Genomic DNA, 24,151 nt, shown 5'->3' on the forward strand with positions numbered 1-24,151 from the left:
CTTGAATTCCTTCATCCTCACGCTGAACGCCGGCTCATCCTCTCTGAAGACCGCGTTTTACGACACCGCGACGGGCGGTGCGTCGTTGATGACCGGCCAGGTCGACCGGATCGGCTCGGCGCCGCATCTAAAGGCCACCTGGGCCGATGGCACCCGGGTCGAACGTGACCTGGACAATCCCCAGGCTGGCCATGCCGGGGCGATGAAGGCCGTGCTGCGGCTGGTCGAGGAGGGCGCCCCGGAGGCGCGGATCGAGGCGGTCTGCCATCGCATCGTCCACGGCGGCCCCGACCGGACCGACAGCGTGGTGCTGACCGAGGCCATCATCAAGGAGCTCTCGGCCCTGGCGCCCTATGCCCCGCTGCACCAGCCGCACAACCTGTCGGGCGTGCGCGGCGCGATGGAGGCCTTTCCCGACGCGCTGCAGGTCGCCTGTTTCGACACGGCCTTTCACCGGGGCCACCCCTGGGTGAACGACACCTTCGCCCTGCCGCGCGAATATTACGACAAGGGCGTACGCCGATACGGCTTCCACGGGCTCAGCTACGATTACATCGCCTCCAGGCTCGCCGCCGATTATCCGACCCTTTACGCGGGGCGGGTCGTGGTGGCGCACCTGGGCAACGGCGCCTCGATGTGCGGCCTGCATGGCGGCCGGTCCATCGCCTCGACAATGGGGTTCTCGGCCGTCGACGGCCTGCCGATGGGAACGCGCACCGGGCAGCTGGACCCGGGCGTCCTGCTTTACCTGATGACGGAAGAGGGGATGGACGCTGCGGCGATCACCGACCTGATCTATCGCCGCTCCGGGCTGCTGGGATTGTCGGGCCTGTCCAACGACATGCGCACCCTGGAAGCCTCGGACGACCCGGCGGCGAGACAGGCGATCGAATATTTCACGTTCCGCATCCGGCGCGAGCTGGGCGGGCTGGCCGCGGCGCTCGGGGGGATCGACGGGCTCGTCTTCACCGGCGGCATCGGCGAGCATTCGGCCCATGTGCGCGCGGCGGTCTGCGAGGGGATGGGCTGGATCGGCATCGACCTCGATCGTCAGGCCAACCGGACCCATGGCCCGGATCTCACGGCGCCCGGCGGGCGGGTGAAAGTGCTGACGCTGGCGACGGATGAAGAGGGGGTGCTGGCCCGGGAAGGGCGTCGGCACCTGGCCGCCTGAGGGAGAAGAAGCGGCCAGGTGCTCGGGGTCCCGGTCCCGGACGGGGCAGAAGGGACCGGGGGGCCTTGCCGACAAGAGCCTGAGACGGCGAGGCCGGATCGGGACTGCGGGCCCGATCATCCTTTCATGACAGCCGGACTTGGCGCCGGTTCTGTGTCACGGGTTCTCCGTTCGTTGCCCCGGTTGTCCTGCAGCAGGGCCGGGGAAGGCCTGTGGCCTGTCGGGCTGGGCCCAGCGTGTCCGGACCCGTTGCCGCCAAGGCCGTCCCGGGACGTGCCGTTTCAGGCGCGGCCCGGGGATGGCCGTAGGTGCGGTGTCTTTGAAGGCGCGCCGCATGAACAGGGCAGACGCGGCGCGCCAGATGATCCCCGGGGTAAACTCCTCCTCCTTATCCTGCCCGGGGTATCTCTCGGGATCAGACCCAGCTGGCCGGCGCACCGCGCGAGACAGAGGGGATCGGCCCGCCCGAGAAGGCTTCGCGCATCATGGCGGCGAAATTCGCGTGGGTCGTGTGCTGGTCGTCCTGCTGGGTCAGGGCCTCGCGCATCATGGCGATGGCATTTTCCGCTTCGGGGTCCGCCGGGCGGCTGCGCGTCAGGAAGTGCAGCTGATGCGCGCGGGCGGCGGGTTCGTATTTCTCGAAGAACGGCGGATCGGCGGGGCGCAGGGCGGCGACCATCTGATCCCAGGCGGCCGCGCGTGCCCCGGCGTTGCGCCGGATCGTGTCCAGGCTGACGCGCTGGCGGGTCAGGACATCGGGCAGGCCCATGATCTCCCATCCGGTGGTCAGCGCCATGCGCAGCCAACATTCGAAATCGTCGTACCCTTTCAGCATCTCGTCGAAGACCCAGTCGCGCTGATCCTCGCAATAGGGGCGGTACGAGACATCCTCGAGCGCCTCGCGCCGGGCGACAACTGTCGAGATCACGCCGACCGGGTTGCGCTTGAACAGCAGCGAGGGCGACAGGCTCTGGCCTTTCGGGCGCTGCACCTCGCCCAGCGGACGGCCGGCCTCGTCCACCAGGGCGGCGGCCGAGAAGCTCACGCCGATGTCCGGGTTCGCGTCCAGGTGGGCGACGTGGCGGGCGAGTTTCTCCGGATGCCAGGCGTCGTCGGCGTCACAGAAGCCGATGTAGCGCCCGCGTGCGGCGGCGATGCCGGTGTTCCGCGCGGCCGCCGCGCCCCGGTTGATCTGACGCACCACCCGCATGCGCGGATCGGCGCAATAGGCCTCGGCCAGGCGGCGGGTCGCATCGGTGGATCCGTCATCGACGAGGATGACCTCGAAATCCGGGAAGGTCTGGGCCAGCAGCGAATCCAGTGTTTCCAGCAGGGTCGGCGCGGCGTTGAAGGCGGGAACGATGATCGAGCATTTGGGCATGGAAACGACCTTTCTGTTGAGCCGGTCAGGCGAAGCTTCAGGCGTAGGCAGGGTTGGGGGCAGAGCGCCGCGCACGGGCGGGCGGAGAGACGAAGGCGGCCGGGTTGCGGGCCAGTCCCGCGAGACCGAGGCGGATGGCGTGGACCGGGCCGGCCCCGACGCGCAGGGCGCGCTCTGCCAGGCGGCGCAGGTGGCGGGCCTCGGCGCGGGCACAGGCGCGGTAGCCCAGCCGTTCGGCCGAGGCGAGCACCTGGGCCCGGCTGCGGCACTCGGCCACCAGGTCCGAGGTCAGGCCGGTGCGGCTGCGGCGATACCAGACCTGCAGGGCGTCGATGCCCTGGATCCTGGCGCCGGCGTCGATCATGCGAACCAGGAAATCGAGGTCGGCATTCTGTATCATCTCTTCGTCGAAGCCGCCGGTGGCCACAAAGGCGTCGCGGCGCAGCGAGAGGTTCGACAGCGTGCAGACCGGGTTGTCGCGCAGCAGCGCGGACACGGTCAGCGGGTCGCGCCGCACCGTGCTGTGGCGGCGCACGTCTCGGGGGCACGCGTCGAAGAAGGCGACCTGGCCATAGGCGCCCTCGGCGCTGTTGTTCAGGTAGAAGCGGTGCAGCTGCGAGAGCTTCTCGCTCGACCAGATGTCGTCGGCGTCGCAGAAGGCGATGATCCGGCCGCGGGCAACGGCGAAGGCGGCATGGTTGCGCGCGGCGCTCGGGCCCTGACCGGGGTTCGAGACGACGATGAAGCGCGGATCGCGGGCGGCGCGGTCCCGCAGCAGCGTGGGGCTGCGGTCGGTCGAGCCGTTGTCGATGATGATGGCTTCCCAGTTCTGGAAGGTCTGCGCGACAAGGCTGTCCAGTGTGGCGGTCAGCGTGGCTTCGGAATTGTAGCAGGGCACGATGATCGAGAAGTAGGGCATGGTGGAGGCTCGCGTCGCGGCTGGAAGTCTGTGGGCGGCGACGGTCGTCTTGGGGTCGACCGTCGCCATCGAGGTTGCCGGTTGGGTGGCCGGCGTGGTGGAAATGCACCGACCCGAACCCATGTGCGGTGCGGCAGCGGCCATTCCCGGGGGAAGGATGTCAGGCGCTTGGGGGGAGCGCTGGAATGAGCCGGTGCAGAACTGAGGCTGGGTCATGGGGCGGTGATCTCGCTTGGTGTAAGATCTTTTAACGCGCCGGCCTGGGACCTGTCGTGGGAGCGGAGGGAGGGCCGGCGGGGACGTACGGGTCGGGAACTATCCGATGGTGTCGAAGCCCTGTTCGATTGGGGCTGTTCTGGCGGTTGTCGGGAGTGTTTTCCGCGGGGCGCTGTGCCGTGGCGATGGCGGCCTGCGCGGCAAGGGGATGCGGTTGCGCGGGATCGCGGGTCGCGCTCAGGCCTCCAGAAGTACGCGCGTGCGCTGCCAGCAGGGCGCCAGGCGCGCCAGCAGTTCGGGCAGGGGCATGTCCAGCTCGCCTTTGGCGGCGCGCTCGGTGTCGTTCAGCAGTTTGCGGAATTCGGTGGTGCCAAAGCTCGCGGCACTGCCCGAGACCTTGTGGATGCGGCCGATCATGTGCTCGGCGATATCCTCTTGCGGGTCCTGTGCCGAGAGATCCCTGATCAGCGTATCCGCCTCGTCCAGGAAGCGGCCGAGCAAGCGCTCGAATCCTGCGTCGCCAAGGGTCTGGCGCATATCGCTGATCTTGTTGGCGTCAATCGACGACGTCTGAGCGTTGGAAGTTGGGTTGGAAGATGGCCGGTCCGTCGCGCCGGGGTCTTTCGCCGCGGCCGCGCGGTCGCCGGGCGCCCCGGCGTGTCGCGGTTCTGCTGCCCGCCCGCTCCCGGCCTCTTCGACGCCGGTCGGTCCGCTGTAAACGGTGCAGAGCGCGCGGCGCAGGGCATCGAGCGTCAGCGGCTTGCCGAGGAAATCGTCCATCCCCGCCGCGTGGAAGCGTTCGGTATCCTGCGGCAGAACGTTGGCGGACAGCGCGATGATCGGCGCCTGCGCCGAGGGGCCGCAGCCTGCGCGGATCTGCCGGGTTGCCTCCAGCCCGTCGAGCACGGGCATGGAGATATCCAGCAGGATCAGGTCGAACCGGTGCGCATTGGCCTTCTCGACCCCCGACTGCCCGTCCCGGGCACAGGTGACACTATGCCCTTCGCGTTCCAGCATGGAGCAGGTGACCTGCAGGTTGATGTCATTGTCCTCGACCACAAGGATACACAGCGCGCCGCGCACGGGATGGCGACTGGGCGGCTTGTCCTTCGGCGCCGGTGCTTCTGTCGGAATGACCGGCAGGCGGACCCAGAAGGTGCTGCCTTCGCCGGGCATGCTCTCCACCCCGATCTCGCCGCCCATGGCGTTGGTGATGCGCCGGCAGATGCCCAGCCCCAGCCCCGCGCCCCCGGCGGCGCGCCCGAAGGAGGTGTCGCTGGTGTGGAAATCGTCGAAGATCGTGGTGATCTGGTCCTCGGCGATGCCCTGGCCGGTGTCGCTGACCCGGAACTCGATCATCAGGCGCTTTGGCGCGTCGGGCAGGGGGGCCGGATCGGTCTCGGCCTCGATCGTGATGCGGCCCTGTTCGGTGAACTTGATCGCGTTGCCGACGAGGTTCAGCAAGATCTGGTAGATCCGCTGCGCATCCGAGTTCACCCAGTGCTGCGGCGGGCCGACCCACGCCCAGTCGAGCCGGTTGCCGCGGCCCGCGGCATTGCCGATCTGCCCGCCGACAAGGTTCTGCATCAGCTCGTCCACGTGCACCGGCTCCTGGGCCAGCTGCAGCTTGCCGGCCTCGAACCTGGCGATGTCCAGCACGGCATCGACGTGTTTCAGCAGGATTCGCCCGGAGACATCCATGTTGCGAAGAAACTGCCGCTGCTCCTCGGTCAGGTCCGAGCCGCCGAGCAGCGACAGGTTGCCCAGCAACCCATTGAGCGGCGTGCGGATCTCGTGGCTCATCACCGTGAGGAAATCTGCCTTGGCCTTCTCGCCTGCCAGCGCGCGGTCATGGGCCTCGACCAGTTTCTTCTCGTCGGCGTCCTGCTGGGACACGTCGCGCACGAAGGCGATCAGGATCTCGTCCTCGCCGTCGTGGGCGGCCTGCACGGCCAGTTCCATGGGAAAGATCTCGCCGTCGCTGCGCCGTGCCTCGCGCCGGACCCGTCCCTGGCCGACGATCTGGCGCGCGCCGCCTTCGCGCAGTTGGGCCATCGCCGCCGGGCCGCCGTCTCGCAGGCGATCGGTGTGAAACAGGTCGGTGACAAGCCGGCCCTTCATCTCGGCGCTGCTGAGGCGAAAGATCGTCTCGGCCGCGCCGTTGAATTCCAGCACGCGGCCCGTGGCGTCGGTGACGATCACCCCGTCCAGGGACGTGGAAAGGATCGTGTTCATGCGGTGGTTGGCCTGTTCCAGCGCGATGCCGCGGCGGGACTTCTGACGGTTCACCAGCAGGAGATAGAGGCTGAGCGCGGTCAACAGGACCAGCAGCGAGGCGGCGTCGAAAGCCAGCCGGCGCAGGGTCGCGGCGATTTCGCGGCGATGAAGATCGGCGTTTACGGCGAAATAGGCCAGCCCGGTGGTGGACAGTCTGCGGACTTCCTGCCGGGCGGCGCGTGTCTGCTCGGCCAGCGCCGGAAGGGCCGCGCGCAGGGCCTCGTCCGGCCCGTCGATCAGGGGCATGGCGGCCTTCATGAAATCGTGCACACCGGTGAGCGCGGCCCGAAACTCGGGTTTGGTCGCCACGAGATCATGAAACAGGGACCCGTTGCGCAGCGTGGCGAGCCGGCTGAAGAGCACGTCGTAAGCCTCGCGCACGCGGGGCAGGTCGGCCTCTCCGTCGGCCTCCCGCCGCTCCAGCGCGTTCAGGAACGAGAGATGTTCGACCTCCACCTGGGTCAGCGTCCATTGCACGTTGTCCGATCGTGCCGACTGAAGCTGTTCGAGACGGTTCAGGACATCGCGGCTGTAGAACAGAGACAGCGACAGGACGACCGTCAGCATGAGCGCCAGGCAGCAGCCCAGCACGACGTCGAAGTCGCGGGGCGTATGTCTCTGGGTAAGATCGGGCGCCTTGGCCATGGGCGTCGATTACGTGGCGACGATGATGCGGTCCAATTGCCGGCCTGGGGGGGGACAGATCAATTCGGTGCGACAGTCCGCGCCCGTGTCGTGGAGATGGACGTCGTGGGGATGGACGATCCACCCAGGCCGCTTGGTGCGCCGCGACAGCGAGTCACCGTCCATCGGCCGAAAGGAGTTCCGCAAATTGTCTGTCAGATCGATCACGGACAATCTGGCGGCATAGGCCCTGACCTTCATGGCCGCTCCGCCCGGCTTTTGAATGAGCGTCGAGAGAGGAACGCCGAGGAACGACTTTTCGCCATCGGGGCATATGGTCCTTTTCCTGAAGTCCGCTTGCGATAAAGCCCGCAGCTGCTCCCGGTCGAACCGTGCCGCATCCCCATGCGTCGCGGCGTGAATATCGCCCGACACGGTCGGAAGACCCTGCCCGGATGGCGCTGGCGTTGCCTCCGGGGACAATACCCCGGTCGTGAGTGGCGGCATAAGCCTGGCGGCCAGGCCGAAAATGATCCTGCGCAAGCTGAACATTCCGGCGGTCCTCTCTCGTGAAACCTCTTTAGCCCGGTCCGATCTCGGGATCATGCGGGCATGGGGATAGCTCCCTATCCGTTCGAGGTAGCGAAAGGATGTTAAGAAAGGACTGTCGGATCCCGTGAAATCCGCAGTCAAATTAAGGCGCATTCTCCGCATTGTCCCGGGCAAATTCGCGTTTGATTAACCTCTGCCGCGCAGATTGGCGACCAGTAGCAAGGCTCGCCAGAGGGGGTTGGCGTGAAGATCCTGATAGCCGATGACCATGACCTCGTCCGGGATACGCTTGTCGCCTTCGTCGAGGCGTGCGGTGATATCCAGACGGAAACCGCACCCGACCTGGACACGGCCTGTTCGCTGGTGGACAGCAGCGGGCCCTTCGATCTGGTGCTGCTGGATCTCAACATGCCGGGGATGAACGGGCTGGATGGCCTGGAACGGGCCCTGAGCATGGACAAGGCGCCACGCGTGGCGCTGATCTCGGGCCAGGCCTCGCGCGAGGTGGCGGAAAAGGCACTGGAATGCGGCGCCGCCGGCTTCGTGCCCAAGACCCTGCCGGCAAAATCGCTGGTCAACGCGATCAAGTTCATGGCCATGGGAGAACAATACGCGCCGGTTGATTTCATGACGGCCGAGCCCGCGACCGCCGAACACCCCATGGCCAGCCAGCTGACCGGGCGTGAAAGACAGGTGCTCAAGGGCCTGACGAAGGGCCAGTCGAACAAGGAGATCGCCCGCGATCTCGACCTGTCCGAACCCACGATCAAGCTGCACGTGAAGACGCTTTATCGCAAGATCGGCGCGGCCAACCGGACTCAGGCGGCACTTCTGGCGCGCGAGGTCGGGCTGTTCTGATCCGCCACGAAAGGGCGGCTCAACTGGCGGTTTGCGGGCCATGCCGCGGGCCTGTCGTGGCCGGTTCCCGGAACTGATTGACGTACCTCAGAAATCGCGCCACCCTTGTTGTTTCAGGAGGGCGCATGGCACGGCCGACCGTTCATGACATCGCACGAGAGGCGGGTGTGAGCCTGGCAACCGTGGACCGCGTGCTGAACGCGCGCCCGGGTGTGCGCGCGCAGACCGTCAGCCGCGTGCGCGAGGCGGTGGAGCGGCTGGGCTATGTCCGCGACACCTATGCCGCCAACCTCGCACGGCAGCGGCATTACCGCTTCGCCTTCGTGCTGCCGGACGGGCCGAACCAGTTTCTCGACACCTTCCGCGCCGCCCTGCGCGAGGCGGCCGAGGCCCAGGCCGCCGATCGTCTGTCCGCAAGGATCGAGGCGGTTCCGGCCCACGATCCCCACGCGGTGGTGCGGATGCTGAACGGGTTACCCCTGTCGCGGCTCGACGGTGTGGCGATCATGACGCCCGAGACGCCGCAGGTTCGCGACGCGGTGGGCCGGCTCAAGGCCGAAGGGATCCCGGTTGTGGCGCTGGTCTCGGACCTGCCGAATTCCCCAAGGGACCATTTCGTCGGCATCAACAGCTTCCAGGCGGGGCGCACCGCCGGCGTCCTGATGGGCCGCTTTATCCGAAGCGATGCCGCGCGGATCCTGGCCGTGACCAATTCCATGCAGGCGCGGGATTCAATCGAACGCCGCCTCGGCTTCGATCAGGTCATGGCCGAGGATTTTCCCGGCATGGCGGTCCTGCCGTCCATCGAATCCCACGACGATCCCGAACGCATGGCCCGGATCGTCGAGGAAGCCTTCCGCTCCACCCCCGACATCGCCGGCGTCTACTCGATGGGGCCGGGCAACGTGCCCCTGCTGGAGACGCTGCGCCGCATCGGCCGGGCCCGCGACCTTGTCGTCGTGGCGCATGAGCTGACGCCGACCACCCGTGCGGCCCTGCTGAACCGCGAGGTCGACGCGGTGATCAACCAGAACGTGGGGCACCTTGTCCGCAGCGCCCTGCGTGTGCTTCGGGCCAAGTGCGACGGGGCCGAAATCTTCGAGGCGCAGGAGCGGATCCGCATCGACATCGTCCTGCGCGAGAACCTGCCCTGACGGGCCAATGCGCCCTCGATTCGGTAGCTTCATAGCCCGTGACCAGGTGACGCGGTGCATGGCCAGATATCGCTAACCTCATTCCTCTCAGCAAGAATCTATCTGTGAGGTGCGTACCTCAAGAATTTTCTTTACGTGATGAGCGTACCTCAACTACGCTTTCCGTAGATCCTGCGGGCGTCGATCGGGGAGGTGGCCGGTGCGGATCGACAATAGGGAGGAAAGCAAATGACAAGACCCGGACTTCTGGCCGCGACGATCCTGTCGGCGGCCGGGCTGGCGGCTTCGACAGCCGCGGCCGAGGATCTGACGCTCTGCTGGGCGGCCTGGGATCCTGCCAATGCGCTGGTCGAACTGTCCAAGGATTTCGAGGCGCAGTCGGGCCACACGATGAATTTCGAATTCGTGCCCTGGCCCAATTTCGCCGACCGCATGCTGAACGAACTCAACTCTGGCGGGAAACTGTGCGACCTGCTGATCGGCGACAGCCAGTGGATCGGCGGCGGGGCGGAGAACGGCCATTACGTGAAGCTGAACGAGTTCTTCGAGACCGAAGGGATCAGCATGGACGATTTCGCGCCCGCGACCGTCTATGCCTATTCGACCTGGCCCAAGGGCGAGCCGAACTACTATGCGCTGCCGGCGATGGGCGACGCGAACGGCTGGTTCTACCGCAAGGACTGGTTCGAGGATCCCGACATCCAGGCCGCTTTCAAGGACGCCACGGGCCGGGACCTGGGCGTGCCGGAAACCCAGATGGAGCTGATGGAAATCGCCCAGTTCTTCCAGGGCCGCGAGATCGACGGGCAGACCCGATACGGGGTTTCGATCTTCACCGAGCGTGGCTCGGAAGGGATCACCATGGGCGCGACCGGGGCGCTCTATGCCTGGGGTTTCAAGTACGAGAACGAGCCCGGCAGCTATGACATGGAAGGCGCGGTGAACTCTGCCGACGCGGTGGAAGCCCTTGAGTTCTATAAAGAACTTTATGAGACCGCGACGCCGCCGGGCTACACCGACAGCTACATGGAGCAATCTCTCGACGCGTTCAAATCCGGCCAGGTGGCGATGGCGATGAACTGGTTCGCCTTCTTCCCTGGCCTTTATGCGGACCCGGACGTGGGCGGCGACAAGATCGGGTTCTTCGTGAACCCGCCGCAGAAGGTCGCGGCCTCGACCCTGGGCGGGCAGGGGATTTCCGTTGTCTCCTATTCCGACAAGCAGGACGCGGCGCTGGAGTACATCAAGTGGTTCGCGCAGCCCGAGGTCCAGCAGAAATGGTGGGACCTGGGCGGCTATTCCTGCCATGTCGACGTGCTGAACGCGCCCGGCTTCAAGGACAGCGCGCCCTTTGCGCCGGACTTCCTGCAGGCGATGGATGCGGTGCAGGACTTCTGGCAGGAGCCGGCTTATGCCGAACTGCTGCTGGCCATGCAGAAACGCCTGCATGACTACATCGTGGCCGACCAGGGCACGGCGCAGGAGGCGCTGGACATGCTGATCGAGGACTGGACCGAGGTCTTCGAGGACGAAGGCAAGATCTGAGACCGGCGCGGCGGGGATCTCCCCGCCGCCCCCACTCGAGCCGAGGCACCCAACATTGACCGACAGTCCCATTACCCGCGTGGCCCGGGCGACGCCCCCCGGCATGGCCCGCCAGGTGCGCGGCCTCAGCGACCGCGCCATCGCCTGGATCTTCGTGGCGCCGACGATCTTCCTGCTTCTGGCGGTGAACATCTTCCCGCTGATCTGGACGATCCGGCTGAGCTTCACCAATTTCAAGGCCAACCGGAACCGTCCCGTCGAATGGATCGGCACCCGGAATTACGAGCGCATCCTGACCGACAGCGACATCTGGCTGTCCATGCAGGCGACCGCGCATTTCCTGTTCTGGACGATATTTTTCCAGGTTCTGATAGGGTTTACCCTGGCCTGGCTGATCAATCGCAAGTTCAAGGGCAACGATCTGTGGACCACGATCATCGTGCTGCCGATGATGCTCTCGCCCGCGGTGGTGGGCAATTTCTGGACCTTCCTCTACCAGCCGCAGATCGGGCTGTTCAACTACGTCATCTCCTTCTTCACGGGCGTCGACCCAAGCTCGTTCCAGATGATCGGGGACGTGAACCTGGCCCCTTGGGCGATCGTGATCGTGGACACCTGGATGTGGACCCCTTTCGTGATGCTGATCTGTCTCGCGGGACTGCGGTCGATCCCCGAGTACATCTACGAGGCGGCCGAGATCGACCGTGCCTCGAAATGGCGGCAGTTCTGGACCATCACGGTGCCCATGGTGCTGCCCTTCCTGATGCTGGCGGTGCTGTTCCGGGGGATCGAGAATTTCAAGATGTTCGACCTTGTGGTGCAGCTGACCGGCGGGGGGCCGGGGTCGGTGACCGAGGTGACCAGCATCAACCTCAAGCGCGAAGCCTTTGAAAAGTGGCGCACGGGCTATGCATCGGCCTATGCGATCATCCTCTTTGTCACCGTCTTCGGGCTGGCGTCGATTTACGTGAAGGCGCTCAACAAGGTGAAGGAGCGCTGAGATGGCGGATGTCGTTTTGGAGTATTTTGCCCAAGAAGAAGCAGCAGGGTGCGCCATGGTCCGGAGATGGGTCGCATGAGCGCCTGGTCGATCACCGAGCCGACGTCGCGGCAGAAATGGATCGCGGGAATTCTTGTTGTTTTGTATGCGGTTATAACGATCATCCCGCTGATCTGGATCGTCGCGACGGGGTTCAAGTCGCCGGCGGATGCGATTTCTTACCCGCCGAAGGTGCTGTTCGAGCCGACGCTGGAGGGATACGTCAATCTCTTTACCACGCGGACGCGGCAGACCGAGGAATACCTCGCCGCGAACCCGCCGCAGACCTGGTACGAGGAGATCGTGCGGCAGTATGACATGGTCATCGCGGGGCCATCCAGATACGGCGAAAGGTTTGTAAACTCTGTCATAATCGGGTTCGGGTCGACCTTCCTGTCGGTCTTTCTGGGCACCCTGGCGGCCTATGCGTTCAGCCGGTTCAAGGTGCCGCTGAGCGATGACCTGCTGTTTTTTATCCTGTCGACGCGGATGATGCCGCCGATTGCCGTGGCGATCCCGATTTTCCTTATGTTCCGGACACTTGGCCTGTCGGATACGCATCTGGGGATGATCCTGCTGTACACGGCGGTCAACATCTCGCTCGCGGTCTGGCTGCTGAAGGGGTTCATGGATGAAATCCCCCGAGAATACGAGGAAGCGGCGCTGATCGATGGCTACACGCGCTTCCAGGCGTTCCGAAAAGTCGTTTTGCCTCAGGCCACTACGGGGATCGTGGCGACCGCGATCTTCTGCCTGATCTTCAGCTGGAACGAATATGCCTTCGCGGTTCTGCTGACCTCTGGCACCGCCCAGACGGCGCCGCCGTTCATCCCGACGATCATCGGCGTGGGCGGCCAGGACTGGCCCGCCGTGGCCGCGGGGGCGACGCTGTTCCTGCTGCCGGTGCTGGTGTTCACCGTGTTCCTGCGCAAGCACCTGCTGCGCGGCATCACCTTTGGGGCGGTGCGGAAATGACCGTTTTGTACAAGCCCGCGAAGCCCGGAAACAGCGTTTTGACCATTTTGTACAAAGTCGGAAGAGGCCCCCATGCGCGCGTTTCTTAACGGATTGTTCAGGCTCAGGCGCGGCCCCTGGGAGATGATCGCCTCGATCCTGATCGGCGTCGGCATTGTCATGTTGATGCAACCCTATGTGCTCATCCTCTACACCTATTCCTTTGCCGTCACGCTGACCGGCACGGTGATGTTCCTGGTGGTCAGCCATTTCCCGGAGGACGAGACATGACATCCGGGGTGCGGGCGGTCTTCGATGCCATGAAGAAACCGGAACGGGACCGCGCGCTGGCGTTGCGCGCGCTGGTTCTGCGCGTGGCGGAGGCCGAGGGGATCGCCGTGGAAGAGACGCTGAAATGGGGGGAGCCGGCCTATTTGCCGGGGCCGGGCGGAACGACTGTGAGGATCGGGCCGGACAGGGCCGGGGATCACGTGAAACTGCTGGTGAATTGCCGGACCAGCCTGGTCGAGGACTGGCGGGCGATGTTCGGTGACCGGCTGGCGTTCGAGGGGAGCCGGGCGGTGCGTATCCCGGCCGATGGTGCGGTGGACGAGCCGGCGCTGGAGATCTGCGTGGCCATGGCGCTGAGCTATCACAGGGACAAGCGCGCAGGCGCGGCAACGGGACGGAAGGTGGCGCATGGCTGAGATCGTGATCGAGAACCTGCGCAAGGAGTTCGGCGACTTTACCGCCGTGCAATCCTCGTCCTTCCGGATCGAGGATGGCGAGTTCTTCATGCTGCTGGGGCCATCGGGCTGCGGCAAGACCACGACGCTGCGCATGATCGCGGGGCTGGAGCTGCCGACCAGCGGCGAGATCTATATCGACGGCGAGGAGGTCGCCAATCGCCCGGCCAGCCAGCGCGACATCGCCTTCGTCTTCCAGATGTTCGCGCTCTATCCGCATATGAACGTGCGCAAGAATATCTCGTACCCGCTGATCAGCCAGGGGATGAAGCGGGCGCAGGTGAAGGCCAGGGTGGCCGAGGTGGCGCGGATCCTGGGGATCGAGGATATTCTCGACCGGCCGGTGGGCGGGCTGTCGGGCGGGGACCGGCAGCGCGTCGCGTTGGGCCGGGCCATCGTGCGCGAGCCCAAGGCCTTCATGATGGACGAGCCGCTGGGCGCGCTGGATGCCGAATTCCGCGAGCGCATGGCCGAGGAGCTGCGCGCGCTGCATGACCGGATGGGGGCGACGACGGTCTACGTCACCCACGACCAGCTCGAGGCTATGCAGATGGGCGACAAGATCGTGGTCATGAACCACGGCGTGATCGAGCAGTTCGGCGTGCCGCAGGATATCTATGACAAGCCGGCCAGCATGTTCGTGGCCGATTTCATCGGCTCGCCTCCGATGAATTTCCTGAAGTTCCCGGGCGTTCTGGCCAGAGGCGACCGCGCAGTGCGCATGCATGACGTGGAGCTCGGCGTGCCCCTGGCCGAGGAGGGCTTTCGCGGCGATCTCGTGTTCGGGGTGCGGCCGGAGCATGTGCGCTTTGACGATGCGGCGGCCTACCGCGGCCGGGTGCTGGCCACCGAATACCTGGGCACGACGCAGATCGTCACGGTGGACACGGAGGGCGGTCAGCTGAAGGTGCGGGCGCCCTCGGACCAGAGGGTGACGGTGGGCGACCAGGTCGGGCTGGCCTTTGACCGGCGGACGATCACGCTGTTCGAGGCGGCGAGCGGGCGCGCGCTGTGCTCGGAGCTGAACGCGGGGGTGCTGGGCCATGGCTGAGGTGATCCTGCAGGGCGCAACCAAGCGGTTCGGGTCGACCGTCGCGGTGGATGACGTGAGCATGGAGGTCGCCGATGGCGCCTTTGTCGTGCTGTTGGGGCCGACGGGGGCGGGCAAGACGACCATGCTGCGGCTGATCTCGGGGCTGGAAAAGCTGGACTCGGGGGACATCCGCATCGGCGGCCGGTCCGTCGTGGGCGAGACGCCGGCGCAGCGGGACGTGGCGATGGTGTTCCAGCAATATTCGCTTTATCCGCATCTGACGGTGCGGGAGAACCTGGAATTTCCCCTGCGCTCGCCGATCCTGAAGACGCCGGAGGACCAGATCCGGCGCAAGGTGGGCGAGGTGGCCGAGGTGCTGCATATCGCGCACAAGCTGGACAACAAGGCGACGGCGCTGTCGGGGGGCGAGATGCAGCGGGTGTCGATCGGGCGCGCGCTGGTGCGCGATCCGGCGGTGCACCTGATGGACGAGCCGCTGTCGAGCCTTGATGCCAAGCTGCGATCAGGCCTGCGGGTGGAGCTGAAGCGGATCCAGTCGAGCCTGGGGGCCACGATGCTGTACGTGACCCATGACCAGATCGAGGCCATGACCATGGCGACCCATGTCGGCGTGCTGGATCATGGGCGGCTGGTGCAGTTCGGCACACCGCGCGAGATCTACGAGACCCCGGTGAGCCTGTACGTGGCGAGCCGGCTGGGCCTGCCGCGGATCAACGCGCTGCCGGCGGATGTCTTTCCGGGCGCGCCGCCGGGGGCGCGGACGATCGGGCTGCGGCCCGAACACCTGGTGCATGGCGCGGGGCAGGAGGGCGAGGTCACGCGGATCGAACAGCTGGGCGATCAGACCCGGCTGCATCTGCGGCTGGCGGGCCATGACATCGTGACGCTGACGGATGTGCATACGGATCTGGCGCCGGGCGACCGGCTGGCGGTGGCGCCGCGCAATGCGCTGTATTTCGACGCCGCGGGCGCGCGGATCGGCTGAGGGAGGACAGACATGACCCAGTTCATCAACACGCGCGAGACGCTTGTGACCGAGGCGATCGACGGGACCCTTCGGACCGGCGGCGGGCGGCTGGCACGGCTGGACGGCTATCCGCATGTGAAGGTCGTGCTGCGCACCGATTGGGACAAGTCGAAGGTGGCTTTGGTCTCGGGCGGGGGATCGGGGCACGAGCCGGCCCATGCGGGCTTTGTCGGGCAGGGCATGCTGACGGCGGCGGTCTGTGGCGAGGTCTTTGCCTCGCCGTCGGTGGACGCGGTGCTGGCGGGGATCCTGGCGGTGACCGGCAAGGCGGGCTGCCTGCTGATCGTGAAGAATTACACCGGGGACCGGCTGAACTTTGGCCTGGCGGCGGAACGGGCGCGGGCGCAGGGGCTGAAGGTGGCGATGGTGATCGTGGACGACGACGTGGCGCTGCCGGATCTGCCGCAGGCGCGCGGCGTGGCGGGGACACTGTTCGTGCACAAGATCGCGGGCGCGCTGGCGGACCAGGGCGCGGACCTGGAAACGGTGGAGAAGGCGGCGCAAAGGGTGATCGGCGGGGTCGTGTCGATCGGCATGTCGCTGGACACCTGCACGATCCCGGGCTCGCCCAAGGAGGCGCGGATCGGGCCGGGCAAGGCAGAGCTGGGCCTGGGCATCCACGGCGAGGCCGGGGTGGAACAGGTCGATTTCTCGACCGCCGCGGATGCGATGGAGATGGTGGTGGACCGGCTGGCGCCGAAACTGGGGCCGGGACCGCATGTGGCGCTGCTGAACAACCTTGGCGGGGCGACACCGCTGGAGATGGCGGTGCTGGCCGAGGAACTGCTGGGCTCGCGGATCGGATCCCAGGTCCGGTGGATGGTGGGCCCGGCGCCGATGATGACGTCGCTCGACATGCAGGGCTTTTCGGTGTCGCTTATGCCGGTGAGCCAGGCCGACGAGGCGGCGCTGAGCGCGCCGGCGGCGCCCTGGGCCTGGCCGGGGTGCCTCTCGGTCGGGCCGGTGGCGGTGCTGCCGCTGCCCGACGGGCTGAGCCCGATCCAGCCGATGCCCTCGGCCAGTCCTGAGACGCGGGCCTTCATCGAAAGCTGCTGCAGGCGGCTGATCGCGGCGGAGGCGGAACTGAACGCGCTGGACGCGAAATCCGGCGATGGCGACACCGGGAGCACGCTGGCCACGGCGGCGCGGGCGCTGATCGGCGCGCTGGACCGGCTGCCGCTGGCGGACCTGACGCAGCTTTACCGGGCCATCGGGCTGGAGCTGAGCCAGACCATGGGCGGATCCTCGGGCGTGCTGCTGGCGATCTTCTTCGCCGCCGCCGGCGATGCCTCGGCCAGCGGGCGGGATGCGATAGGCGCGCTGTCGGCGGGGCTGGAGCGGGTGATGCAGGTCGGCGGCGCGCGGCCGGGGGACCGGACGATGATCGACGCGCTGGCCCCCGCTCTCGAGGCCCTGCCGCAGGGCTTCGGGCCGGCGGCGCAGGCGGCGCGCTGCGGCGCGGATCACACCGCAACGATCACCCGGGCCCGGGCGGGGCGGGCCTCTTACGTCGGGCAGGACAAGCTGGCGGGGCACAATGATCCGGGGGCCGAGGCGGTCGCGCGGCTGTTCGAGCACCTGGCAGGGTGAGGACGGCGCCGCTGGCGGGCGTCGGGGTGGAGTATTTTTGCATATATTTTTGCATAGATGAAGCAGGGGGACGGCGCGCCGGAGCGATGCAGGCGCCCTTGAAGGGCGGGTCCTGCCGGCGTTTCGGGACTTTTTTGGCCGCTCACGAGGCTGTGGGTCCGGGGGGCCGGGACCCGGGGTGGCCGGGCGGTGCGGTGGGACGGACGGTGTGGTGTCGAGGCGCCCGGCGGAGCGATCATGGAGGGGGCCGAGCGGGATCGGGAGGGCGGTGCCGGACGGGGTCACGCCGGCGTGTGATGTCGTGAGGAGAGGGCGACCGGGGCGCCGGGTGCCGTAAGGTAACCCTCTGTGGCAGAGCGATTTTCAGGAACGATCCGACGAGGTCGCCGTTGTCTCACCAGCAACGCAAGACGAAAGGAAAACGTCATGAAGACCGCACTCATTACCTTCGCCAGCGCCACCGCACTCTCCGCTTCGCTCGCCTTCGCGCAGGGCGCATTTGCCCCGATGGACTTCGGCGACACCGCCGTGATCGAAAGCGTGAACGGCTCCGAGCTGCACACGATCGACGGCAAGCTGATCGGCACCGTTTCGGACGCCAACGTGGACGCCAACAAGGCCGAATTCATCGTCGACGTGAACCCCGAATCCACGCTGACCGAGGAAGAACTGTACCTGACGGTCGAAGAAGGCATGCTGGGGCAGGACGCCTCGGGCCTGGTGGTCAACGCCACGATGCAGGACATCAGCGTTGATACCGTGGGCGACGAAGGCGACGCGAACGAGCCGGCCCGCGCGATGATCATGAACAAGTAACATCGCTTTCGCGATACGCCACCTCCGGGTTTCCGGGGGTGCGGAACCAGGCGTCGGGTTTATCCCCGGCGCCTGTCTTCGTTTCGGAACCGGTGCAGACGGGTCGCAGATATCCCTGCCGGCGAAGACAGGGCACGCGGTCCTGTCTTCTTCTTGGCAAAAATACCTCACTGCACCGTCGCCTCCGCCGCGACGCCGGACATTCAGGCGGCAGCGCTGCCTTCCGACAGGTCCGACAGGATCTCTGCCGCGATCTGAAGCGACCGGATCCGCGCCCCGTGGTCGTGGATCATGCCGGTGATGATCAGCTCGTCGGGCGCGTGGGCTTCGATGATCCGGGACAGCTGTTGCCGGACCGTCGCCGGGCTGCCGGTGGCCGAGACCGACAGCGCGGCCTGCACCTGGTGCATCACCTGCGGCGGGATCTGCGCCTCGACGTCGCGAACCGGGTGGGGCAGCTTGCCGGGGCGGCCGGTCCGCAGGCGCGCGAAGGACAGCATCTGCGAGGACCTGTGATAGGCCGCTTCTTCGTCCGTATCCGCGGCGCAGACACCGGCCGCCACCATCACGTGGGGCCGGTCGAGGAAGACGGAGGGCTTGAACGTCTCGCGGTAGATCCGCAGCGCCTCGGTCAGGGCCTGGGGCGCGAAATGCGAGGCAAAGGCGTAGGGCAGGCCGAAATGCGCTGCGAGCTGTGCGCCGTAGAGGCTGGAGCCGAGGATCCAGACCGGGATATGCGTGCCTTCGCCGGGGATCGCGCGGACCGGCTGGTTCGGGTCGCCGTCGCCGAGAAAGCCCAGCAGTTCGATGACATCCTGCGGAAAGCTGTCTTCGGGCGCCATGTGACGGCGCAGCGCGCGGGCGGTGTTCATGTCCGATCCCGGCGCGCGGCCAAGGCCAAGGTCGATGCGGCCGGGGTAGAGCGTGGCGAGCGTGCCGAAGTTCTCGGCCACCATCAGCGGCGAATGGTTGGGCAGCATGATGCCGCCGGCGCCGACGCGCATGGTGGAGGTGACGGCCGCGACCTGGCCGATGACCAGCGCGGTCGCGGCGCTGGCGATGCCGGGCATGTTGTGATGCTCGGCCAGCCAGTAGCGGTGATAGCCAAGCTTTTCAGCGTGTTGCGCGAGATCCGTGGTGTTGGCCAGTGCATCCGCGACGGTGCCGCCTTCGGGCACCGGCGAGAGATCGAGGAGGGAATAGCTTTGCATGTGGAGCCCCTTTCGGGACGCAAGCTAAGGGCGCGGGACCCCGGTTCCAAGGGCCCGGGACGCCTTAGTGGCGCCGTTCCTCCATCCGGTGCGTGGCGTAATTATGCGCGCCCAGCAGTCCGAAATCGGGATTGCGCAGCAGGTAGAGGTTCATTTCGCCGCGCAGGCGGGTGAACCGGCCGCCCTGGTTGAACCCGTCGACGAAGCTGTCGTCGAAGAGCCAGGGGTTCTTGGTCGCGACGCCGCCCACGAGAAAGACGCTGTCGGCGCCGGAGGCGAGCCCGAGATCGCCGGCAAGCCGGGCGAGATGGGATTTGAACAGCATCGCGACGCGATGGGCGACCGGCGAGCGGTCCTCCTGCGCGGCGGTCAGCACGCCCTTTGCGTCGAGATGCGGGCCGGTATCGCCCATCACCGCCTGAACCGCCTGGTACAGCAGGGGCAGGCCGGTGCCGCTGAGCATGGCCTCGGCCTCGCAGGTGAGCCCGTCGCCGAAGAAGGTTTCGGGCCAGAGGGCGCGGAAGGCTTCGAAGATCTCGACCTCTTCGCGGGAATTGGGCGCCAGCGAGACATGGCCGCCTTCGCCGGGCATCGCCGTGTGGACGCCGTTACGGAAGATCAGCGTGCCGACGCCCAGCCCGGTGCCGGGGCCCACGACGACGTGGATGCCTTCGTCGGTGGGGGCGGGGGCGCCCTGCAGGCACAGAAGGTCTTCGGGCGCGACCCGGGCGGTGGCCCAGGCGGCGGCGCCGAAATCGTTGATCAGCCAGGCCTCGGCCGCTCCGGTGGTGCGTTTCAGATCCTCGCCGCAGAGGGATTTCGCCGCGTTGGTCAGTTGCACGCGGTTGTCCGAGACCGGGCCGGCCACGGCGGCGGCGACCAGCTCGGGTGCGGAGCCCCGTTCCGCGGCGAAGGTGCCGAAGATGTCGGCCAGTTCCCGGGCGCCGCGGGTGTCGTGCTGCTCGGTGGCGAGCGTCGCCCCGCCGTCACAGGCGAAGGCGCGCAGCCGCACGTTGGTGCCGCCGATATCGGCGCAGAGAAGCCAGGGGGTCGTCATGGGATCGGATTCCGTCAGGTCAGGGACTTTTGCAGCGCGTGATAGGACGCTTTGGGCGTGCGCGCCAGCGTGTCGAAATCCATGTGCACGAGGCCGAAGCGCTTTTCATAGCCCAGCGACCATTCGTAATTGTCCAGCAGCGACCACAGGAAATAGCCCTTGACGGGTGCGCCGTCGGCCATGGCGCGCCGGACCTGGGCGACATGGTCGTTGATATAGGCGATGCGGGCGGCATCGTCGACCACGCCGCCGGTCAGCACGTCGTTGTTGGCCAGGCCGTTCTCGGTGACGAGGAGCGGCAGGTCCCCGGTATAGTCCTGCGCGGTGCGAACGAGGAACTTGTAGAGCCCCTCGGGGTAGATTTCCCAGTCGGTCTGGGTCTTGGGCAGGGGGCCTTCGATCTCGTCCAGCGAGGGCCAGGGGCCGGTGTTGGGAGCGATGACCTTGCGGGTGTAGTAATTGACGCCGCACCAGTCGAGCGGGGCGGCGATCGTGTCGAAATCGTCCTCCCAGCCCTTGGGCATGTGGGGTGCGAAGCCTTCCATCACGTTGTCGGGGTAGCATTTTTTGAACACGCCGGAAAGGAAGAAGCGGTTGTAATAGCCGTCGTATAGGGCTGCGGCCTTCTGTGCCTCGGGGCTGCCGTCGGCGGGGGTGGCCCATTCCATGTTGAAGACGCCGCCAAGGTTGCCCATGCCGAGGCCGCGCATGGTTTCGATGGCGCGGCCATGGGCGAGCAGCACGTGGTGCATGGCGCGGGCGGTGGCGCGGATGTTGCGCAGGCCGGGCGCGTGGTGGCCCATGAAATGGCTCAGCCAGCCGACGCACCAGGGCTCGTTGATCGGGGCCACCGAATACATGCGGTCGCCGATGCGGGACATGATCACTTCGGTGAAGTCCGCGAACCAGTTGGCGATGTCGGGGTTGGTCCACCCGCCGAGGTCGGCCAGCGGCGAGGGCAGTTCCCAGTGGTAGAGCGTCGCGCAGGGCTTGATGCCGCGTTCGAGCATCGCGTCGGTCAGGCGGTCGTAGAAATCGAGGCCGTCGGCGTTCGGCGTGCCGCGGCCCTCGGGCAGGACGCGCGCCCAGGAGGTGGAGAAGCGGTAGCAGTCGAAGCCCGCGGCGGCGATCAGGTCGAGGTCTTCCTCGTAGCGGTGGTAATGGTCGCAGGCGATGTCGCCGTTTTCGCCGCGCACCACGTTGCCGGGGGTGGCGGCGAAGGTGTCCCAATGGGTCGATCCGGCGCCACCGAAGGAATGGCCTTCGATCTGGTAGGCCGAGGTGGCGGTGCCGAAGAGGAAGTCTTCGGGAAAGTCCTTGCGCGTGAAATCCATGGGATCAGGTCCTTTGGGGTGCCGGGCCGGTGGAACGGCCCACGAGGAGGTCTGCCTCGAGCATCCTCTGCTCGGGCGGGGCGTCGGGGGCGTTGATCTGGTCGACAAGGCACTGGGCGAGGATCTCGCCGGCCTTGCGGACCGATGACCTTATGGCGGTGAAGATCGGCACGTCCTGGCCGTTCTTGAGGTAGCTGAGGTCGTCGTCATGGGTGATGACCGACACGTCGCGGCCCATGGTCAGGCCGGTCTCCTCGATCGCGCGGCGCACGCCGAGGGCGGCGATCATCGAGGCGGCCATGATCGCTGTCGGCGGGTCTTCCTGCGCCAGCAGGGCGCGGGTTTCGCGGTAGCCGAAATACTCGGTCATCTCGTCCGAGCGCATCAGCGCGGGATCGACGGGAATGCCGGCGGCCTTCAGCGCGGCCTCGTAGCCGGCGCGGCGGCGCTGGGCGAAATCCATGCCCTCCAGCCCGTTTATCAGGGCGATGCGGCGGTGGCCGAGATGCACGAGAAACTCGGTCGCGTGCTGGAAGGCGCGGGTGTTGTTCACGTCGACGAAGGCATAGGGTTCGGTGATGCCGGTGGAGCGGCCATGCACGATGAAGGGCAGGCCGATCCTGTTCAGCAGCGGGATGCGCTGATCGTTGACCAGCGGGCCCTGCAGGATCACCGCGTCGACGGCGCCGCGCGCGCGGTATTCGCGGTAGATGTCGCTTTCGTCCACGTCCGGAACCCGGCTGAACATCATGTCGTAGCCATAGCGCGAGAAGGTCTGCGAGGCGCCGGCGACGAAATCCCCGAAGATCGGGTTGACCATCTCGTGCTGAACCGAGGTCGGGATCACCTGTCCGATCACCATGGCGCGCCCCGTGGCCAGCCCCTTGGCGCGGCTGTTGGGCCGGTAATTGTACCGGCGCGCGGCCTCTTCGACCCGCTTGCGCGTGGCTTCGGACACCTCCGGATACCCGTTGAGCGCACGGCTCACCGTGGTCTGCGACAGGCCCAGTTCTTCGGCGAGTCTCTTGAGGTTCATGGGTTCAAAGCGCTTTGGGAAACACGACCCCTTGTGTGGGTGCAACGGCGCAAAACGTCAACGCATTTGTCGTGGCAAAGTTCCGATTGGTCGGAAAAGGACTGAAAACACGAAACTTCCAGGGGATTTGGACGCCCGTGTTGACAGAAGGTAACGGAAGCGCGTTTATCCCCGGTATCCAAAGCGCTTTGAAAACGATTCGCCTTGGACGCTGGTGAGAGGGCGCCGAGGTCTGATCGGGAGGTAAAGACAAATGACAAAGACGACACTATTCGCCGGGGCCGCCGTGGCTGCCCTGATTGCCGGTTCCGCATGGGCCGACAACGTGACGGTCTTCGGCCCCTGGCTGGGCCCGGACCAGGAAGACGTGGAGGCGGTGCTGGACGGTTTCGCCGCGGCGACCGACCACACCTATTCCTATGTCGGCTCTGACAGTTTCGAACAGCAGATCCGCATCGACGCCGAGGCCGGATCGGCCCCCAACATCGCGATCTTTCCGCAGCCGGGGCTGGCCGCCAACATGGCCGAGGCCGGGTTCCTGACGCCGCTGCCCGAGGGCACGGCGGAATGGGTCGAGGAGAATTACGCTGCCGGCCAGTCCTGGGTCGACCTGGGCACCTACGCGGGCCCGGACGGCGAGGATCACCTCTACGGCTTCTTCTACAAGGTCGATGTGAAATCGCTGGTCTGGTACGTGCCGGAGAACTTCTGGGACGCGGGTTACGAAGTGCCAGAGACCATGGAAGAGCTGAAGGCGCTGACCGAGCAGATCGCCGCGGATGGCGAGACGCCGTGGTGCATCGGGCTGGGCTCCGGCGGGGCGACCGGCTGGCCGGCGACCGACTGGGTCGAGGACATGATGCTGCGCACCCAGCCGCCCGAAGTCTATGACGAATGGGTCAGCAACGAGCGCCCGTTCAACGACCCCGCCGTGGTCGAGGCGATCGAGGAATTCGGATGGTTCGCGCGCAACGACGATTTCGTCGCCGGTGGGGCGGGCGCCGTGGCCACCACGGATTTCCGCGACAGCCCCAAGGGCCTCTTCGACGCGCCGCCGCAATGCTACATGCACCACCAGGCGTCGTTCATCCCGTCCTTCTTCCCGGAAGGCACGATGATGGGCGAGGACGCGGATTTCTTCTACTTCCCGGCCTACGAGGAAAAGGACCTGGGCACGCCGGTGCTGGGCGCCGGTACGCTTTGGGCGATCACCGACGAGAGCGACGGGGCCAACGCGCTGATCGAATATCTCAAGACGCCCGAGGCGCATGAGATCTGGATGGCACGCCAGGGCTTCCTGACGCCGCACACCGGTGTTGATCCCGAAGTCTTCGCCGATCCGGCCCTGCGCCAGATGAACGAGATCCTGCTGGACGCCACCACCTTCCGCTTCGACGCCTCGGACCTGATGCCCGGCGCGGTGGGCGCGGGCAGCTTCTGGACCGGCATGGTCGACTACGTGGGCGGCAAGGATGCGCAGGCCGTGGCCGACGACATCCAGTCGTCCTGGGACGGCATCAAGTAGATAACCGACGACAAGAGGGGGGCATTCCGGCATGATCGGGATGCCCCCTTTCCCTCCTGACC

General features: G+C 66.5%; 21 protein-coding genes. 13 read left to right on the forward strand and 8 right to left on the reverse strand.

Going from position 1 to position 24,151, the window contains the following annotated elements; translation table 11 throughout:
* Position 1: 1 nt before the first annotated feature.
* Complete coding sequence (locus tag ATO3_RS14475) at positions 2-1,174, forward strand: acetate/propionate family kinase (RefSeq protein WP_233152153.1); 1,173 nt, start codon at positions 2-4, stop codon at positions 1,172-1,174.
* A gap of 415 nt (positions 1,175-1,589) precedes the next feature.
* On the opposite strand, the gene ATO3_RS14480 is transcribed toward ATO3_RS14475, so the two are convergent.
* The 4 genes from ATO3_RS14480 to ATO3_RS14495 all read right to left on the reverse strand — a co-directional run bounded on the left by ATO3_RS14480 (position 1,590) and on the right by ATO3_RS14495 (position 7,143).
* On the reverse strand, positions 1,590-2,555 hold the full coding sequence (locus ATO3_RS14480) for a glycosyltransferase family 2 protein (protein WP_088650584.1): 966 nt from the start codon (positions 2,553-2,555) through the stop codon (positions 1,590-1,592).
* Between the two features lie 37 nt (positions 2,556-2,592).
* Positions 2,593-3,474 (reverse strand): glycosyltransferase family 2 protein, encoded by an 882-nt coding sequence (locus ATO3_RS14485; RefSeq protein WP_158217979.1) that lies wholly within the window; start codon positions 3,472-3,474, stop codon positions 2,593-2,595.
* Between the two features lie 453 nt (positions 3,475-3,927).
* Positions 3,928-6,612 (reverse strand): ATP-binding protein, encoded by a 2,685-nt coding sequence (locus ATO3_RS14490; RefSeq protein ID WP_088650586.1) that lies wholly within the window; start codon positions 6,610-6,612, stop codon positions 3,928-3,930.
* A 9-nt stretch (positions 6,613-6,621) separates the two neighbouring features.
* Entirely contained in the window at positions 6,622-7,143 is a 522-nt protein-coding gene (locus tag ATO3_RS14495; RefSeq protein WP_088650587.1) for a hypothetical protein, read from the reverse strand.
* Between the two features lie 243 nt (positions 7,144-7,386).
* Here ATO3_RS14495 and ATO3_RS14500 point away from each other — a divergent pair, with 243 nt between their 5' ends.
* The 11 genes from ATO3_RS14500 to ATO3_RS14550 all read left to right on the forward strand — a co-directional run bounded on the left by ATO3_RS14500 (position 7,387) and on the right by ATO3_RS14550 (position 17,926).
* Complete coding sequence (locus tag ATO3_RS14500; RefSeq protein ID WP_088650588.1) at positions 7,387-8,001, forward strand: response regulator transcription factor; 615 nt, start codon at positions 7,387-7,389, stop codon at positions 7,999-8,001.
* A 125-nt stretch (positions 8,002-8,126) separates the two neighbouring features.
* Positions 8,127-9,155: a LacI family DNA-binding transcriptional regulator gene (locus ATO3_RS14505; protein ID WP_088650589.1), complete on the forward strand. Its 1,029-nt coding sequence runs from the start codon at positions 8,127-8,129 to the stop codon at positions 9,153-9,155.
* 228 nt (positions 9,156-9,383) lie between these two features.
* Positions 9,384-10,700: an ABC transporter substrate-binding protein gene (locus ATO3_RS14510; protein WP_088650590.1), complete on the forward strand. Its 1,317-nt coding sequence runs from the start codon at positions 9,384-9,386 to the stop codon at positions 10,698-10,700.
* Positions 10,701-10,755: 55 nt separating this feature from the next.
* Entirely contained in the window at positions 10,756-11,700 is a 945-nt protein-coding gene (locus ATO3_RS14515; protein ID WP_088650591.1) for a carbohydrate ABC transporter permease, read from the forward strand.
* Between the two features lie 75 nt (positions 11,701-11,775).
* The gene (locus ATO3_RS14520; RefSeq protein WP_088650592.1) at positions 11,776-12,714 is read left to right on the forward strand and encodes a carbohydrate ABC transporter permease; all 939 of its coding nucleotides are present in this window, start codon (positions 11,776-11,778) and stop codon (positions 12,712-12,714) included.
* A 72-nt stretch (positions 12,715-12,786) separates the two neighbouring features.
* Positions 12,787-12,984: a hypothetical protein gene (locus ATO3_RS14525; protein WP_088650593.1), complete on the forward strand. Its 198-nt coding sequence runs from the start codon at positions 12,787-12,789 to the stop codon at positions 12,982-12,984.
* A complete protein-coding gene (locus tag ATO3_RS14530) occupies positions 12,981-13,400 on the forward strand; it encodes a DUF1801 domain-containing protein (protein ID WP_088650594.1) in 420 nt (139 codons plus the stop codon). The genes ATO3_RS14525 and ATO3_RS14530 overlap by 4 nt, the downstream gene beginning before the upstream one ends.
* Positions 13,393-14,490, forward strand: coding sequence for an ABC transporter ATP-binding protein (locus ATO3_RS14535; protein WP_088650595.1), 1,098 nt, complete (start codon positions 13,393-13,395; stop codon positions 14,488-14,490). The genes ATO3_RS14530 and ATO3_RS14535 overlap by 8 nt, the downstream gene beginning before the upstream one ends.
* On the forward strand, positions 14,483-15,478 hold the full coding sequence (locus ATO3_RS14540) for an ABC transporter ATP-binding protein (protein WP_088650596.1): 996 nt from the start codon (positions 14,483-14,485) through the stop codon (positions 15,476-15,478). The genes ATO3_RS14535 and ATO3_RS14540 overlap by 8 nt, the downstream gene beginning before the upstream one ends.
* Before the next feature lie 12 nt (positions 15,479-15,490).
* On the forward strand, positions 15,491-17,110 hold the full coding sequence (locus ATO3_RS14545) for a dihydroxyacetone kinase subunit DhaK (protein WP_088650597.1): 1,620 nt from the start codon (positions 15,491-15,493) through the stop codon (positions 17,108-17,110).
* A 426-nt stretch (positions 17,111-17,536) separates the two neighbouring features.
* Entirely contained in the window at positions 17,537-17,926 is a 390-nt protein-coding gene (locus ATO3_RS14550; protein ID WP_088650598.1) for a hypothetical protein, read from the forward strand.
* A gap of 203 nt (positions 17,927-18,129) precedes the next feature.
* On the opposite strand, the gene ATO3_RS14555 is transcribed toward ATO3_RS14550, so the two are convergent.
* The 4 genes from ATO3_RS14555 to ATO3_RS14570 form a co-directional block, all read right to left on the reverse strand.
* Complete coding sequence (locus tag ATO3_RS14555; protein WP_088650599.1) at positions 18,130-19,137, reverse strand: LLM class flavin-dependent oxidoreductase; 1,008 nt, start codon at positions 19,135-19,137, stop codon at positions 18,130-18,132.
* A gap of 64 nt (positions 19,138-19,201) precedes the next feature.
* On the reverse strand, positions 19,202-20,194 hold the full coding sequence (locus tag ATO3_RS14560) for a glucokinase (RefSeq protein ID WP_088650600.1): 993 nt from the start codon (positions 20,192-20,194) through the stop codon (positions 19,202-19,204).
* Between the two features lie 14 nt (positions 20,195-20,208).
* On the reverse strand, positions 20,209-21,528 hold the full coding sequence (locus ATO3_RS14565) for a GH1 family beta-glucosidase (protein WP_088650601.1): 1,320 nt from the start codon (positions 21,526-21,528) through the stop codon (positions 20,209-20,211).
* 4 nt (positions 21,529-21,532) lie between these two features.
* Positions 21,533-22,564 carry a LacI family DNA-binding transcriptional regulator gene (locus ATO3_RS14570; protein ID WP_088650602.1) on the reverse strand — a complete coding sequence of 344 codons (1,032 nt, stop codon included), beginning with the start codon at positions 22,562-22,564 and terminating at the stop codon, positions 21,533-21,535.
* Positions 22,565-22,817: 253 nt separating this feature from the next.
* On the opposite strand from ATO3_RS14570, the gene ATO3_RS14575 reads away from it, so the two are divergent.
* Complete coding sequence (locus ATO3_RS14575) at positions 22,818-24,089, forward strand: ABC transporter substrate-binding protein (RefSeq protein ID WP_088650603.1); 1,272 nt, start codon at positions 22,818-22,820, stop codon at positions 24,087-24,089.
* Positions 24,090-24,151: the final 62 nt, after the last annotated feature.

Origin of the sequence: Marinibacterium profundimaris, assembly GCF_002210095.1 — a bacterium.
Lineage (GTDB): Bacteria > Pseudomonadota > Alphaproteobacteria > Rhodobacterales > Rhodobacteraceae > Marinibacterium > Marinibacterium profundimaris.